This is a genomic window from Geobacillus jurassicus NBRC 107829 (assembly GCF_001544315.1).
In the GTDB taxonomy this organism is placed as follows: Bacteria; Bacillota; Bacilli; order Bacillales; family Anoxybacillaceae; genus Geobacillus; species Geobacillus jurassicus.
In genome coordinates this window covers 9,032-25,253 of the sequence record NZ_BCQG01000016.1, presented here as the reverse complement: position 1 = coordinate 25,253, position 16,222 = coordinate 9,032, and the positions used below count along the sequence as shown (strand labels likewise).

Sequence of the window (16,222 nt, the reverse complement as noted above, 5' to 3'; positions counted from 1 at the left end):
GTCCCTCCGTTCGTTCCTTTTCCCGCCCGCGGTCAACGTGGGAATGTCCGTTCCGTTGCTGAAGCGGGGCGAGTTGCCTCATGGACAAGCCCCATCGACAGCCCCTTTTCTATCCGCAACACAGGAATAGAAACGGCTGCCCATGGCGTGCACAAGTTTGTTGAGCCGTAGTTCCTGTGAAATCACCAGCTCTCTAGACCGGAAAGCCCTTTCACAGAAAAAGCAGCTTGACGCGCCATCAAGCTGCTTTTTCGTTCTCATCACGGAAAGCGCGGGAATTGGCCGAAGTCCGGCTTCCGTTTTTCTTTGAACGCCCGCATTCCTTCCTTCGCCTCTTCGGTCGTGTAGAAGAGAAGCGTCGCGTCGCCGGCGAGCTGTTGGATGCCAGCCAAGCCGTCGGAATCGGCGTTGAACGCCGCTTTTAAGAAGCGAATGGCCGTCGGGCTTTTTTCCAAAATTTCTTGCGCCCATTTGACCGTTTCTTCTTCGAGCTGCTCAAGCGGCACGACTTTGTTGACAAGCCCCATCTCGAGCGCTTCCTGCGCCGTGTACTGACGGCATAAATACCAAATTTCCCGCGCCTTTTTATGACCGACGATGCGCGCCAAATAGCCGGCGCCATAGCCGCCGTCAAAGCTGCCGACTTTTGGTCCGGTTTGGCCGAAGATGGCGTTGTCCGCCGCGATCGTCAAATCGCACACGACATGAAGCACATGTCCGCCGCCGATGGCGTAGCCGGCGACCATTGCGATGACCGGCTTCGGAATGACGCGGATGAGCCGCTGCAAATCAAGCACATTGAGGCGCGGAATTTCATCCTCGCCGACATAGCCGCCATGGCCGCGCACTTTTTGGTCCCCGCCCGAGCAAAACGCCTTGCCGCCAGCGCCGGTCAAAATGATGACGCCGATGTTCGAATCATCGCGAGCTTTCGTAAACGCATCGATCATTTCGTTCACCGTTTTCGGCCGAAACGCGTTATGTACTTCCGGACGGTTGATCGTAATTTTGGCGATGCCGTTGTACGTTTCGTAAATAATGTCCTCATAGTCGTACTGCTTCACCCACTCAAACGGCATTTATACTTCCCCCTTTGTCATGAATTCACTTACTATTTTAGCAAAAATGCCGGGCTGTTCCACGTGAATTGCATGTCCGGCTTCCTTCACGCAGACAAGTTCACTGTTTGGCAAACGCTCGTGCATTTGGGCGGCAATGCGGCAAAACTTCTCATCGCGCTCCCCGCAAACAAGCAGCACAGGCATGGCAAGTTCACCAAGCCGCTCCCAAAACGACGGTTGCACGCCGGTCCCCATCCCGCGCAAACTGTTGGCAAGCCCCGTTGCCGTATGGCGGAGCCGCTCGCGGCGAATCGCCGCCCGCGTCGGCTCCGGAAGCGCCTGCTGAGTGGCAAAAAGCGGAAGCTTCTCCCAATCATCGACGAAAGAACGGACGCCTTCCGTTTCGATCTTTCGCGCCAACACCTCATCCGCTTCCCGCCGCGCGCGCCGCTCTTCCTCCGTCTTCAACCCAGGCGAGCTGCTCTCAAGCAGTAAACGGCGGACGCGGTGCGGATGCAAAACGGCAAAGGCCAAAGCGAGCCGGCCGCCCATCGAGTAGCCGAGCACGTTCGCTTGTTCGACGCCCCATTCGTCAAGGAGCGCCGCCAAGTCGGTCGCCGCGTGTTCGATCCGGTACCGCTCGGCGTTCTTTGGCGCCTCGGTCCGCCCATGACCTAACAAGTCGACGGCCATCATGCGGAAGTCCGGCCAAAACGGGACGAACGGCCTCCACGTGTCCGCGCTGCCGGTAAACCCGTGAAGCAAAAGCAACGGCTCTCCTTCTCCGTATTGTTCCACATGATAACGAACCCCATTCACCATCACGCTCATGCCATTCCTCTTCGTTCGAGAAATTTCTCAATTTCCCGGGCAACCTCATTCCACAACAATCGATGCATTCGGACATTTTCCGCGCGCGACGTGCGCACTTCAATGACATGAAGCCCGCCTGATGACAGCGATTCTGCCACATAGCGGCGGAACTCCGCCCAGCTATGCGGCACCGTATGGCGGCCGCCGTACATCTCGACGGCATGGGCGAACGACAAATCAGTCGGCGTGCCAAACAGCGTTTCAAACGGCCCTTTATGGCGCGCCTGCGGCAAAAAGGAGAAAATGCCGCCGCCGTTGTTGTTCAACAAAACAATGGTGGCCGACAACGAGTGCAGTTTCGCCGCCAACAAGCCGTTTAAATCGTGGTAAAATGACAAATCGCCGATCACAAGCACAAGCGGCTGCGCGGCAAGGCTCGCACCCAAGGCGCTTGAAACGACCCCGTCAATGCCGTTGGCGCCGCGGTTGGCTAGAACGCGAAGCGGCTTGTCCGTCGAAAAGAAAAACGTGTCCGCATCGCGAATCGGCATGCTGTTGCCGACAAACAGCGCCGCTCCAGCCGGAAGCAAGTCAGCCAGCTCGATGAACACTTTCCCTTCAAACCACTCTTCTTCCGGCAGATGCCGCTTGAGCGTTGAGCGGGCGATCGTGTTCATCTCCCGCCATGCCGCCGACCAAGCGCTTTCGCTTTCCTTCGGTGCAGCGATTTCAAGAAGCTGGCGACAAAGAAGAGACTCATCGCTGTGGACGAAGCAATCCGCCGACAAGGTCGGGTCGCGCCATCCGCCCTCATCAACGACGATTTGACGGATCGCGCGATGGCGCTTCAGCCATAAAAAGAGCGGTTTCGACACCGGCATGGCGCCGAACCGAAGCACCACATCCGGAACAAGCTTGGAAGCGATCCCTTCCTCTTTTAAAATGGCGTCATAGCTGTCAATGACATACGTTTTATCATGCGAGCCGGCGCGCAGCTGGGAAAGCGGATCGGCGAGGATCGGAAAATCAAGCGCCCGCGCCAGCTCCGTCACGGCCTCGGCAAATCCGGGGCGATCGAGCGGCCCGCAGACGATCAAACCGCGTTCCGCCGCCGCCAGCTGCTCATACAGCGCCGATACGCTCTCTTGCGGCAGCGCTGGGCGGCCGTGCAACACTTGCGGCGTCCCTGACACCGCCTGCACCCGTTCCCAAACCGCCTCATCGATATTCGGGACGAGCGGCTCGCGAAACGGTGCGTTCACATGCACGGGCCCGGCCGGGGCGCCCGCTGCCGTTTCCACCGCTCTTGCCGCCATCGTCCGCGCGTAGCGCAGCATATCGTCCGCCTCTTCCGGCAGCGCCAAGTCAACAAACCACTTTGCGTAGCGGCCGTATAAGTGCAATTGATCAATCGCCTGCGGCGCCCCGACGTCGCGCAGTTCATGCGGACGGTCGGCCGTCAACACCACGAGCGGCACACGCGAATAGCACGCCTCGACAACCGCCGGCAAATAGTTGGCCGCCGCCGTTCCCGATGTGCACACTAACACGACCGGCCGCTGTTTCGCTTTCGCCAAGCCGAGGGCAAAAAACGCGGCGGATCGCTCGTCGATCTGCATATAAAGGCGAAGGCCGCTATGGCCCGCCATGGCCATCGCAAGCGGCGTCGAGCGCGAGCCGGGGCTGATGACCACTTCCGCCACCCCGGCTTGCGCCAACCCGTCGACCAACGCCGCCACATAAAAGGATAAGGCATCAGCCATCGTTCATCACTCCCAACGCCGATAACATCGGGGCCATTTTGACGTTCGTCTCCTCATATTCGCTGTTTGGGTCGGAATCGGCCACAATGCCGCAGCCGGCAAAAAGCACAGCTTCATTCCCGGCGAGCAAGGCCGAGCGAATGGCGACTGCCCACTCCCCGTCTCCCTCGCTGTCCACCCAGCCGATCGGCGCAGCGTACCATCCGCGGTCAAGCGGCTCGAGGGAGCGGATCACCTCAAGCGCCCGATCGCGCGGCGTTCCGCCGAGCGCAGGTGTCGGATGCATCATTTCCACCAAACGGAGCACCGATCGCTCTCGGCAGCCGCGGCCGACAACCGGGGTGCATAAATGTTGGATATGCGGCAGCTTGAGAAGCTGCGGCGCGGGCGGCATCTCGACCGTCTCGCAAACAGAAGAAAACAGGCGGCCGATCATTTGCACGACAAACTCGTGTTCCTCGCCGTTTTTTCGATCCGCCTGCAGCCAAGCGCCGAGTCGCTCATCTTCCTCCATGGCGGCCCCGCGGCGCACCGAACCAGCGAGACAAACGGACCGGCACGTCTCGCCCTCTTTTTGGACAAGCTGCTCAGGGGAGGCGCCAATAAAACAGCGGCCGTCTTGTTCAAAGGCAAAAAGGTAGGCAAACGGCTGCTGCTCGCGAAGCCGCATGAGCACGGCCGCGGCATCCACCGTCCCAGCGAACGCCAAGCGCCGAGCGCGGGCGAGCACCACCTTGTCCAACGCCCCCGCCCGAATCGAGGCGATCGCTTCACGAACAGCCGCCAGCCAGCGTTCTTTCTCCTCCTCCTTATCGGAAACAAGGCGCGGAAGCCGGGCGGGAACAGCCGCGCATTCATCCATCCGCTCAAGCAAGCGCCCGATTCGCCCCCATTCCCGCTCCCCCCTGTCCGTTGGCACGGTGACGGTCAATGTCGTTCGGCCATTTCTTACGGCAAGAAGCGCGGCCGGCGCCACGAGCTTCCCAGCCGGAAAACCGCGCCAAATGTCGGTGCGCGGCCGGTGCGGGTCAAACGAAAACCCGCCGAACAACAGCGGCGGCGCAGCGGCCTCGCCGTATGACTCAATCTCCTTTTCCCATCGACGGCGTCCTGATTCCACTTCATGAAACCGTCCGTCCGCCTTCTCCGTTTCGATCGCATAAGCGGAGCCGAGGCCGACCAGTATCGTGCCTCCGCTTCGATCCGACCAAAAAAACCGTTCGCGGAAGCCGCATGACGGCCCCAGCATAAAAAAAGAAACCGGATCAACGTCCTCCCACGGTTCCGTCCAGCTGACAAACGGCCGCGCCGCATTCACCGCCAATCTATGCAATTGTTGCTGCAAATGATGTCGAAATCCAATCGCCACGTTCCTCACGCTTTCTTTCGTAAAATTCCCCCTCCATCCCCCTTTCCATTATAATATAATAGGAAATCATTTATCTATCGGGAAGGGTTGACACGCCTCAAACGTTTTCCTACACTTGTTTTGGACGTAAATAGATGACATTTTCACGAAATATAAAGGGGAATGAATATGCAACCGTTAACACATATGGATCATCGCCCGCCGGCACGCCGCGACTGGCGCGTTTTTTGGCGGCTGACGCGTCCGCACACGCTGACGGCGGCGTTTGTGCCGGTGTGCGTCGGAACGGTGCTGGCGCTTGGCGAAACGTCAATCGATTGGCTCTTGTTTGCCGCTATGATGATTGCCTCTTTGTTGATTCAAGCGGCGACGAACATGTTCAATGAATACTATGATTATCAGCGCGGCCTCGATTCACCGGAATCGGTCGGCATCGGAGGAGCCATCGTCCGTGACGGCCTCAAACCGAAAACGGTGCTGGCGTTGGCGTTTGGCTGTTTTGGATTGGCCATGCTCATCGGGGTTTACATTTGCGCAGAAAGCAGCTGGTGGCTCGCTGTAGTGGGAACGATTTGCATGGCGGCCGGCTACTTTTACACCGGGGGGCCGGTTCCGATCGCCTATACGCCGTTTGGCGAACTGGCGGCTGGTTTTTTTATGGGCTTTGTCATCATTTTGATTTCGTTTTTCATCCAAACGGGCGATATCAGCGCCAATGCCGTCTTGACGGCCATTCCGGTCGCGATTTTAGTCGGCGCCATTTTGCTCGCCAATAATATTCGCGACCTAGACGGCGACCGCGAAAAAGGGAGAAAGACGCTCGCCATTTTAATCGGCCGCGATTGGGCCATCCGCCTGCTCGCCATGATGTTTGCCGCCGCCTTCCTCTGGATTGTGGCGCTCGTGGCGCTCCATATCGTTCCGCTTTGGACGCTGCTTGCTTTGTTAAGCGTCCCAAAAGCGATCGCAGCGGCGCGCGGATTCATCGGAAAAACGAAACCGGCTGAAATGATGCCGGCGATGAAAGCAACCGCCCAAACGAATACGCAGTTCGGCTTCTTGCTCTCCGTTGGCTTGCTCATTGCCCATTGGCTGTAACACGGTCGGAATGACCGTGTTTTTTTTTTGATTTTCGCCCATACTACACCATATAGACGCTATAAGGAAGGGGTTTCAACCGATGTTGACGAACGAACAGCTTGCCGCCTTCCGTTCGAGGCTCATCGAGATGAAACGGGAGATGGAAGACCGGCTGAAGCAAAACGGCCATTTCGGCATGATTCGCAGCCACGCCCACGACGCGGTCGGCGAGCTGGCGAGCTACGACAACCATCCCGCTGATGAGGCGACCGAACTGTACGAGCGGGAAAAAGATTTGGCTTTGGACGAGCATACGGAGCGCGAATTTCATGAAATTGAACGGGCGCTTCAAGCCATTGACGAAGGCACGTACGGAATATGCCGCGTGTGCGGCCGACCGATTCCATACGAGCGGCTTGAGGCGCTGCCGACAACGCTCTACTGCCGGGAGCACAGCCCAGACCAAACCGTGTCGCAAAAGCGGCCGCTTGAAGAAGGCGTGCTCATGCCTCCGTTTGGCAAATTCGATTTTGACAGCCGCGATGAGTCGGTCGCCTATGATGCGGAAGATGCGTGGCAGGAAGTGGCCCGTTACGGCACGTCCGACACGCCTTCAGATCTTGGCAAAAACGTCGATTCCTACAGCGAAACATACGCCGAATCGGAGGAGAACGTCGGATATGTTGAGGATTTGGAAAATTTCGCGGCCGTCGATTTGCATGGAAACGATCTTCAAGTGCACCCGACGCGGGAACATGAGCTGCTGGAAAACATATTGGATGACGAAGGCATCATGTCGAACATCGGCGATTTGCCGGCGTACGAAAAAGATCCGTATACATCGAAAGATACTCACCGCCGTTATGACGAAAGACCCTTCCAGCAAAGCTTCGGAGAAACAACTCCGTAAAAAAGGCCATCTGCAAGATGGTCTTTTTTTGAAACGAGTGGATGTCATTTTCCGTAGTATAGAGCAGAACGTCATAATAGATGGAGGCGAAACGATGAATGCACATGAGATCGACTACCGGCTGTACGGCGATGACATGCAGTTTGTCGAAATCGAGCTCGACCCATACGAAAGCGTGGTCGCTGAAGCGGGCGGGATGATGATGATGGATGACGGCATCGTCATGGAAACCGTATTTGGCGATGGCTCCTCATCCGGAAAAGGGCTTCTCAGCCGCCTTGTCGGCGCGGGGAAGCGGCTGCTGACGGGCGAAAGCTTGTTCATGACCGTGTTTACGAACCAAGGGAGCGGCAAGCGACGGGTCGCCTTCGCCGCCCCGTATCCGGGAAAGATCATTCCGGTCGACCTAAACGAATTCGGCGGAAAACTCATCTGCCAAAAAGACTCCTTTTTGTGTGCGGCAAAAGGCGTCTCTGTCAGCATCGAGTTTCAGCGCAAGCTCGGCGCCGGCTTTTTCGGCGGCGAAGGGTTTATTATGCAAAAGCTCGAAGGAGACGGACTCGCTTTTTTGCACGCCGGCGGAACGATCCACCGCCGCGACTTGCAGCCGGGGGAAAAGCTGCGCATCGACACCGGCTGCCTTGTCGCCATGACGAAAGACGTCGACTATGATATTGAATATGTCGGCAACATCAAAACCGCCTTTTTCGGCGGCGAAGGATTGTTTTTGGCAACCGTAACCGGCCCGGGAGCGGTGTGGGTGCAGTCGCTTCCGTTCAGCCGGCTCGCTGACCGCGTGCTCGCCGCCGCCCCGAGCGCCGGCGGACGATCGGTCGGCGAAGGCAGCATCCTCGGCGGCATCGGCGACTGGCTCGACGGCGACGACTAAACGAAAAAGGGCGCTCCGGCCAAACGGAACGCCCTTTTGCTTTTATGCCTCCTATCCTAAAAGTTGGTGATTGAATGGAAGAAACGCTCCAACAGGGGCTTTACTCAAATAGAGAAACAGCACAACAACGGTCCTTCTTCGCATTCACGGACAGGCGGCTTTGAAGAAATCACCGTTTTTCACCAGCCTTCTAAAGAGAAGCAGGCACCGGTCCATACATCAAACTTCTGTCTCGGACAAAACTCCTCCTCCCAACGCCTGACGAGAGGTCGAAAGAGAGAGAAATCATTTTATCCCTGCCTAATCGTTCTTCCCTGACGGCGAAATGCCCCAAATCTCAGCCGCGTATTCCGCGACGGTCCGATCGCTGGCAAAACGGCCGGAATGCGCGATGTTGATGGCGCTCATCCGCCACCAGCGCGCCGGGTCGCGGTAAGCGGCCTCAACCCGCTCGTGCGCCTCGGCGTAGGAGGCGAAGTCGCGCAGCACAAAATATTCGTCATTTTGCGCCAACAGCGAGTCGTAAATCGGTTCAAAGTAGTCGTCAACATCAGGGAGAAAGCCGTTGACGAGCTGATCGACGACTTGCTTGATCCGTTTGTCATGATGGTAGTACTCATGGGATCGATAGCCGCCGTGTTCGTAGTAGTTGAGCACTTCATCCGCCGTCAGCCCGAACAAAAACATGTTTTCCTCCCCGACGGCTTCGGCGATTTCCACATTCGCCCCGTCAAGCGTCCCGAGCGTAATGGCGCCGTTCATCATAAACTTCATGTTGCCCGTCCCAGACGCTTCTTTGCTGGCAGTTGAAATTTGCTCGCTCACGTCAGCGGCCGGAATGATTTCTTCCGCGAGCGATACGCGGTAATTTTCCAAAAAAATGACTTTCAGCTGCTCGTTCGTCCGTTTGTCGTTGTTCACCTGATCCGCCACCGAATGAATGAGCTTGATGATCCGCTTGGCGTAGTAATAGCCCGGCGACGCTTTCGCCCCGAAAATGAACGTGCGCGGGTGGAACGAAACATGCGGATCTTCTTTCATGCGGTTGTACAAATGCATAATGTGCAAGACGTTCAGCAGCTGCCGTTTATAGGCGTGCAACCGCTTCACTTGTACATCAAAAATGGACGATTCATCAACAAGAATGCCAGTTTTTTCGTAAATGCGGGCGGCGAGCTTCGCCTTCCGCTGCCGTTTGACTGCTGCCAGCGCCTGTTGGAACGCCGGGTCGGAAGCATAACGTTTTAAATCAATGAGCGCCTCGGGTTCATGGATCCAGCGGGGCCCGATCGTTTCCGTAATCAACGCCGACAGCTCGGGGTTGGCTTTCAACAGCCAGCGCCGGTGCGTCACTCCGTTCGTTTTATTGTTGAACTTGTGCGGCGCCCATTCGTAAAACAATCGCATCTCCCGCCGTTTCAAAATTTCCGTATGCAGTTTCGCCACTCCGTTGACACTGTAGCTGCCCACGATGGCCAAATGCGCCATTTTCACCATTCCGTGGGCGACGATGGCCATCTGTTCGATCCGCCCCCAGTCGCCGGGATAATGCTCCCACAGCTCGCGACAAAACCGTTCGTTAATTTCCTCGACGATCATATAAATGCGCGGCAACAGCGGCTGAAAGAGACGAATCGGCCATTTCTCCAACGCTTCCGCCAGCGTCGTATGGTTCGTGTAAGCGATCGTATGGGTCGTAATATGCCAAGCCTCTTCCCAGCTCATCCCTTCCTCATCGAGCAAAATGCGCATCAACTCTGGGATCGCCAGCACCGGGTGCGTATCGTTCACGTGAATGGCGACATACTCATGAAGGCGGTGCAAGCTTCCATGCTGGCGGCGATGGGCGCGAGTGATGCTGCCGAGGCTTGCGGCAACGAGAAAATATTGTTGCTTTAACCGCAACAGTTTGCCTTCGTCGTGCGTATCATCCGGATACAAAAATTCAGAAATCGCTTCCGTCTCCCGCTTGTATTGCATCACATTTTTATGAAGCGGGAACGTTTTCGCCGGTTCAGCGCTCCAAAGCCTTAGCGTGTTGACCGTGTTCGTCCCATAGCCGATCACCGGCATGTCGTACGGCACGGCCATCACTTTTTCGCTGTCGACATGGCGGAAAGTAAGGCGGCCGTTTTGTTCGGACACCTCGACCCTTCCCCAAAAGTTGACTTCAACAGCCAGCTCCTCTTTGCGGATTTCCCAAACGTTCCCGTGGCGCAGCCATTGCTCCGGCAGCTCAACTTGGTAGCCGTCAACGATTTTTTGGTCAAACAGCCCGTGTTTATAGCGGATGCCGTGGCCGTGGCCCGGCAAATTCAATGTCGCGAGCGAGTCCAGAAAACAGGCGGCGAGCCGCCCCAGCCCGCCGTTGCCAAGCCCGGCGTCCGCTTCGCATTCCTCGACGTCTTCGAGGCGGATGCCGAGCTCTCGAAGCCCCTCTTCGACAATCGGGCGGACGCCAAGGTTTAACAAGTTGCTTCCAAGCAAGCGGCCGAGCAAAAATTCGATCGACAAGTAGTACATCTGCTTCCGCCGCTCAGCTCGATGGCGCTCGTTCGTTGCAATCCAAGGGCGGCTGATATGTTCGCGCACCATTTGGCCGAGAACGTGATAATGATCGCGCGCCGTCGATTCCGCAAACGGTTTGCCGCACAACGCCTCGACCCGCGTCACAAACGCTCGTTTAAACGTTTCTTTATCGGCGAACAAGCGTGTCTTCCCCCTTTTTGAGCAACTGTTCATACGCTTTTTTATACTCCCTCGCCGACCGGCGCCAACTGTAATCGCCGCGCATCGCCCGCTCCTCGAGCCGCTTCCAGACCGACGGCTGGCGGTAAAACGACAGCGCCCGGCGGATCGTGTACAACATGTCATGGGCGTTAAAATTCGTAAAACTGAACCCGTTCCCTTCCCCTGTGAATTCATTGTATGACCGCACCGTATCGTTTAATCCGCCCGTTTCCCGAACGATCGGGATCGTCCCGTACCGAAGCGCGATCATTTGGCTCAGCCCGCACGGCTCAAACAATGACGGCATTAAAAACAAGTCCGCGCCGGCGTAAATTTGATGGGCGAGCGGTTCGTGAAAGCCGATGTACACTCCGACTTTGTCTGGATACGCCGCCGCCATTTGCGAGAAAAATTGCTCAAACCGCCAGTCCCCCGTGCCGAGCACAACGAGCTGCATCTCCTCCTGCATGAGATCGTGGAACACGCACGTCACTAAATCAAGTCCTTTTTGCGCGGTCATTCGCGTCACCATCGCGACAACGGGCGCATCGTCCCGCTCCGGCAGACCGAACTGCCGCTGCAACGCGCGTTTGTTGATTTTCTTTTTCTCCAGCGTACGGACGTTGTATGTCTCCTCCAAAAACGGGTCCGTTTCCGGATTGTAAAACTCGTCATCAATGCCGTTTAAAATGCCGAGCAAATCATCCCGCCGCGCTCGCAACAGACCGTCAAGCCGCTCGCCGTAATAGGCGGTTTGAATCTCCTCTTTGTACGTCGGGCTGACCGTCGTAATCAAATCGGAGGCGACAAGCGCGCCTTTCATAAAACTGACGCTTCCGTAAAACTCCAGATGGTCGACGGTGAAATACCGCCCGTCCAAATTCAACAAGTCCTCTAAAATGCCGCGCGGAAACAGCCCTTGAAACTGCAAGTTGTGAATCGTAAAAACGGTGCGGATATCCGCATAAAACGGATCATGCCGGTATTGCTCCCGCAGCAAAAACGGAATCATGCCGGTATGCCAGTCATGGCAATGGATCACATCAGGCTGAAACGAAATCGCCGGCAGCGCGTCCAGCACCGCCCGGCAAAAATAAGCGAACCGCTCGCCATCGTCATAATGGCCATAAAGCTGCGGCCGTTTGAAATAATATTCGTTGTCGATAAAGTAATAGACGACCCCGTCATGCTCCAGCCTTTCCACGCCGCCATATTGACGGCGCCACCCGACCGGCACGACGAGCTCCGCCGCTTTGTCCATTTGTTCTTTCCACTTCGGGGCGATCGTTTCATACTTTGGCACCATGACGCGAACATCCACGCCGAGCCGGCGCAGCTCTTTCGGCAGCGCGCCGGCGACATCGGCCAGCCCGCCCGACTTGGCAAACGGGGCGCATTCGGAAACGGCAAACAGCACGTTCATGGTTTCACGACCTCCCCTTGCACTGTTCCTTTGCGGACGACAAACGGCTGTTCCGCCGTCCCTTGTAAAACGACCCCCGGTTCAATTTTCGCATCTTTGTCGACGATGACGCCATCGAGCACACAGCCGTCCCCGATTTGGCACTTTTGCATAATGATGCTGTTCTTCACAACCGCTCCTTTGCCGATTTTCACGGAACGGAACAGAACGCTGTTTTCGACCGTTCCTTCAATGGAGCAGCCGTTGGCGATCATCGAGCGCTTCACGTTCCCGTCCCGCCCGTATTTCGTCGGCGGCTCATCTTTCACTTTCGTATAAACCGGACGCGATGGAAGAAAAAGCTGCTCCCAAACGCTGCGGTCAAGAAGCTCCATGCTGGAGCGGAAATATTGGGCGAGCGAATCGATGACAGCCGCATATCCGCTGTATTCATAGTCGCAAATCGACAGCGAATGGCGATCGTCGCGGACGACATCGACGATGCTTCGATAGCCGCGGTGTTTGTAATCGGCAATTAAATCAAGCAAGAGAGACGTCTCAAGCACATACATCTCCAACGGCTGGCCGCGATGGCAAATTCGCGTCACATCGCAGCCGCGTTCGATATGGCGCTCGAGGACGGCGTCAAAGTCGATGTTGCACACCGTGTAGCTATTGACGATGACCGCATACTTTTGCCGGCTTCGCAAAAAATAGTCGATATGCTGCTCAAAATGGGCAAACGCCCCGACCCGGCGCTCACCGGAAAACAACAAGTCCGGTGACGGGAAGAAAAACAGCCCGTCCCGCTTTCGGTTTAAATCCCAGTTCTTCCCTGACCCTAAATGATCCATGAGCGAGCGGTATTGGTATTTAGGAAAAATCGCCACGCTCTCAATGCCGGAGTTGACCATGCTCGAGAGCACGAAGTCAATGAGCCGGTACCGCCCGGCAAACGGCACCGCGGCGATCGATCGTTGCTCGACAAGCGGAGATAACGCCTTCATATACGTGGTCGCGTCAATGACGCCTAACATCATGTTGTTGTTCATTCCGCTCCACCCTTCCTTGCGTTGTCCTCATCCTGTTGTTTGATCCATTCGGCCGTTACGAGCACAACATCGTTGTCGGCATCGTCCGGAATGACGGTTGCATGCGGCGGGATGACAATCTCTGGAGTGACGATCGCCCGCTCGACATACGCTCCTTCACCGACCGTCGCCCCCGGCATAACGACCGATTGTTTCACAACCGCTCCCTTGCCGATGCGGACGCCTTGAAACAGCACCGAGCGCTCCACCGTTCCTTCCACGACACAGCCTTCATTGACGAGCGAGTCGCTCACTTCCGCCTCCAGAGCGATGTATTGCGGCGGCTGGTTCGGATTCACCGAATAAATGCGCCAAGAGCGGTCAAACAAATCGAGTTCATTGTGTTCATCGAGCAAATCCATGTTCGCTTCCCATAAACTTTTCACCGTGCCGACATCTTTCCAGTAGCCTTTGAACGGATAGGCAAACAGCCGCTTGTTCTCCCGAAGCAGCCGCGGAATCACATCTTTGCCGAAGTCGTGCGACGAATGCGGGTCCGCGTTGTCGATTTGCAAATACTCCTTCAATAACGGCCAATTGAAAATATAAATGCCCATCGACGCCAAATTGCTTTTCGGCTCCGCCGGCTTTTCAACAAATTCGACAATTTCCATGTCTTCATTCGTGTTCATAATGCCGAATCGGCTCGCTTCTTCCCACGGCACTTCGATGACGGAAATCGTTGCATCGGCCTGTTTCTCGATATGGTAGTCAAGCATGTGCTGGTAATTCATCTTGTAAATATGATCGCCGGACAAGACAAGAACGTAGTCCGGGTCGTACTGCTCGATATAATTGATATTTTGATAAATGGCGTTCGCTGTGCCTTCGTACCATTTGACGCCGGAAGAGACGGAGTAAGGCGGAAGGACGGTGACGCCGCCGTTTCTTCGATCTAAATCCCACGCGCTTCCGATGCCGATGTACGAGTGCAAAAGAAGCGGCTGGTATTGGGTCAACACCCCGACCGTGTCAATGCCCGAGTTTGTGCAATTGCTCAGCGTAAAGTCAATGATGCGGTACTTCCCGCCGAACGGCACGGCCGGTTTCGCGATGTTTTTCGTCAGCGAGCGAAGACGGCTTCCTTGACCGCCGGCCAATAACATGGCGATGCACTTCTTCTTCATTCTTCTTTCTCTCCCCTCGTTTTTGCACTGGCCGCAAAATGGAAATCCCAAACGGCGGAATCGTCATGCGCACATGGTATGGCTTTCCATGAAACGGCTCGTTGAAAGCGGAAAGACGCTTTCTATTGACATGCCCCGACCCGCCAAACTCCGCCGCATCGCTGTTAAGCACTTCGCCGTACGGCGCCAAAAGCGGCACGCCGACTTTGTAATCGTCATACGCCTGATTTGTGAAGTTGCAAACAATAACCAGCACATCACCCTCTTTTTTCCCGCGGCGGATGAATGAGAAAATGCTTTGTTCGGCATTATGAACGTCAATCCATTCAAACCCCCGCGGATCATGGTCGAGCTCGTAAAACGGCTTATACCGTTTATAGCAAGCAATCAGCTGCTTCACATATTCGTCCATTTTCCGGTGCAATTCAAAATCGAACAGCACCCAGTCAAGCTCCTCGGCAAACTTCCACTCATCAAACTGGGCAAACTCACTGCCCATAAACAGCAGCTTTTTCCCAGGGTGGGCCATCATATAGCCATACAGCAGGCGCAGCTGGGCGAACTTTTCTTCATACGCCCCCGGCATTTTATTGAGAAGGGATTTTTTTCCATGCACAACTTCATCATGGGAAAATGGCAAAATGAAATTTTCCGAATACGCATAAAGGAGGGAAAAACTGACTTGGTTATGGACGTATTTCCGCTCATGCGGCGGCGTTTCCATATACGTAAGCATGTCGTTCATCCAGCCCATGTTCCATTTGTAGTTGAACCCAAGCCCGCCGTCGTACGTCGGCGCCGTCACGCGCGGCCAGTCGGTCGAATCTTCGGCGATCATCAAGACGTTCGGGTCATAGGCAAACACCGCTTCATTCAACTTGCGCAAAAACTCGACCGCGTACGGATTTTCGTACAGCCGATCATTGTTCGGCCAATAAAGCATATTGGCGACCGCATCGACGCGAAATCCGTCCACATGGTAATACTCCAGCCAAAACAACGCATTGGAGATCAGGAAACTGCGCACTTCCGGCTTGCCCAAGTCAAAATTCGCCGTCCCCCAGACGTAATTTTCCCGGTCTTTTTCATTCGCGTATTCATACGTCGGCGCGCCGTCAAACATGTACAGCCCGTGGGCGTCCTTGCAAAAATGCCCCGGCGCCCAGTCGATGATGACGCCAAGCCCCGCTTGATGGCAGCGGTCGACGAAATACATGAAATCGTGCGGCGTGCCATAGCGGCTTGTCACCGAATAATAGCCGGTCCCTTGATATCCCCACGAACGATCGAGCGGATGCTCGACAAGCGGAAGGAGCTCAATATGTGTAAACCCGCGCTCAAGCACATACGGAATGAGTTCATCAGCCATCTCACGGTACGTATAAAAGCAGCCATCCGGTTTCTTCTTCCATGAACCGAAATGAAGTTCATAAATGACCATCGGCTGGTCGTAAATCCGTTTCCGCCGCTTCTTTCGCTGCCAAGGCTGATCGTTCCACTCGTATCCTTTCAAATCGTAGACAATCGAGGCGGTATGAGGACGCAATTCGGAGTAAAAGGCGTACGGATCTGCTTTCAACAGCACGCGGCCATCCGGTGTGACGATCTCGTATTTATATAAATGCCCTTGCAAGTTTTCCGGGACAACGATCGTCCATACCCCTTCGTCGTTCACTTTCGTCAGACGGAAATTCGCCCCATTCCAATCGTTGAAACTGCCGACAAGACGCACATCAAGCGCATGCGGCGCCCATACGCAAAACCGGGTGCCGACCGATCCGCCTTCGCGGATGACGTGTGCGCCAAACAGCTCATAGCTTTTATACAAACTGCCTTCATGAAACAAATACACTTCCCAATCGGTCGGATTCGCCGCAATCAAACCGTATCGCATCCTTTCTGAGGCAAGATGATGGCCATACACTGATCCTTATTCGCCAACATAAAACCTCATTCCTTGAAACATTTATCTATATTTTTAGACAAA

At 55.6% G+C, this 16,222-nt stretch carries 12 protein-coding genes; 3 read left to right on the top strand and 9 right to left on the bottom strand.

The window, feature by feature from the left end; translation table 11 throughout:
- Positions 1–260: 260 nt before the first annotated feature.
- From menB to GJ1_RS06040, 4 genes are read right to left on the bottom strand one after another with little or no spacing between them, the layout of a single operon-like run.
- On the bottom strand, positions 261–1,079 hold the full coding sequence (menB, locus tag GJ1_RS06055) for a 1,4-dihydroxy-2-naphthoyl-CoA synthase (RefSeq protein WP_025950192.1): 819 nt from the start codon (positions 1,077–1,079) through the stop codon (positions 261–263).
- Complete coding sequence (gene menH / locus GJ1_RS06050; RefSeq protein WP_066229856.1) at positions 1,080–1,892, bottom strand: 2-succinyl-6-hydroxy-2,4-cyclohexadiene-1-carboxylate synthase; 813 nt, start codon at positions 1,890–1,892, stop codon at positions 1,080–1,082. It abuts the gene before it with no gap.
- Positions 1,889–3,637 carry a 2-succinyl-5-enolpyruvyl-6-hydroxy-3-cyclohexene-1-carboxylic-acid synthase gene (gene menD / locus GJ1_RS06045; RefSeq protein ID WP_066229853.1) on the bottom strand — a complete coding sequence of 583 codons (1,749 nt, stop codon included), beginning with the start codon at positions 3,635–3,637 and terminating at the stop codon, positions 1,889–1,891. The genes menH and menD overlap by 4 nt, the downstream gene beginning before the upstream one ends.
- Positions 3,630–5,006: an isochorismate synthase gene (locus GJ1_RS06040; RefSeq protein WP_066229850.1), complete on the bottom strand. Its 1,377-nt coding sequence runs from the start codon at positions 5,004–5,006 to the stop codon at positions 3,630–3,632. Before GJ1_RS06040 ends, menD begins: the two co-directional genes overlap by 8 nt.
- Before the next feature lie 168 nt (positions 5,007–5,174).
- On the opposite strand from GJ1_RS06040, the gene GJ1_RS06035 reads away from it, so the two are divergent.
- The 3 genes from GJ1_RS06035 (at position 5,175) to GJ1_RS06025 (ending at position 7,885) form a co-directional block, all read left to right on the top strand.
- A complete protein-coding gene (locus tag GJ1_RS06035) occupies positions 5,175–6,104 on the top strand; it encodes a 1,4-dihydroxy-2-naphthoate polyprenyltransferase (RefSeq protein ID WP_066229849.1) in 930 nt (309 codons plus the stop codon).
- A gap of 82 nt (positions 6,105–6,186) precedes the next feature.
- The gene (locus GJ1_RS06030; RefSeq protein WP_066229846.1) at positions 6,187–6,996 is read left to right on the top strand and encodes a yteA family sporulation protein; all 810 of its coding nucleotides are present in this window, start codon (positions 6,187–6,189) and stop codon (positions 6,994–6,996) included.
- Between the two features lie 94 nt (positions 6,997–7,090).
- Positions 7,091–7,885 (top strand): TIGR00266 family protein, encoded by a 795-nt coding sequence (locus GJ1_RS06025; RefSeq protein WP_066229843.1) that lies wholly within the window; start codon positions 7,091–7,093, stop codon positions 7,883–7,885.
- 300 nt (positions 7,886–8,185) lie between these two features.
- Here the strand turns inward: GJ1_RS06025 and GJ1_RS06020 are convergent, their stop codons facing one another.
- From GJ1_RS06020 to glgB, 5 genes are read right to left on the bottom strand one after another with little or no spacing between them, the layout of a single operon-like run.
- Positions 8,186–10,594 carry a glycogen/starch/alpha-glucan phosphorylase gene (locus GJ1_RS06020; RefSeq protein ID WP_066229840.1) on the bottom strand — a complete coding sequence of 803 codons (2,409 nt, stop codon included), beginning with the start codon at positions 10,592–10,594 and terminating at the stop codon, positions 8,186–8,188.
- The gene (glgA, locus tag GJ1_RS06015) at positions 10,581–12,038 is read right to left on the bottom strand and encodes a glycogen synthase GlgA (protein WP_066229837.1); all 1,458 of its coding nucleotides are present in this window, start codon (positions 12,036–12,038) and stop codon (positions 10,581–10,583) included. Before glgA ends, GJ1_RS06020 begins: the two co-directional genes overlap by 14 nt.
- Positions 12,035–13,069, bottom strand: coding sequence for a GlgC family sugar phosphate nucleotidyltransferase (locus GJ1_RS06010; RefSeq protein ID WP_066229834.1), 1,035 nt, complete (start codon positions 13,067–13,069; stop codon positions 12,035–12,037). The genes glgA and GJ1_RS06010 overlap by 4 nt, the downstream gene beginning before the upstream one ends.
- Positions 13,066–14,235 carry a glucose-1-phosphate adenylyltransferase gene (locus GJ1_RS06005; protein ID WP_083509959.1) on the bottom strand — a complete coding sequence of 390 codons (1,170 nt, stop codon included), beginning with the start codon at positions 14,233–14,235 and terminating at the stop codon, positions 13,066–13,068. The genes GJ1_RS06010 and GJ1_RS06005 overlap by 4 nt, the downstream gene beginning before the upstream one ends.
- Entirely contained in the window at positions 14,117–16,129 is a 2,013-nt protein-coding gene (gene glgB / locus GJ1_RS06000; RefSeq protein WP_245629344.1) for a 1,4-alpha-glucan branching enzyme, read from the bottom strand. The genes GJ1_RS06005 and glgB overlap by 119 nt, the downstream gene beginning before the upstream one ends.
- Positions 16,130–16,222: the final 93 nt, after the last annotated feature.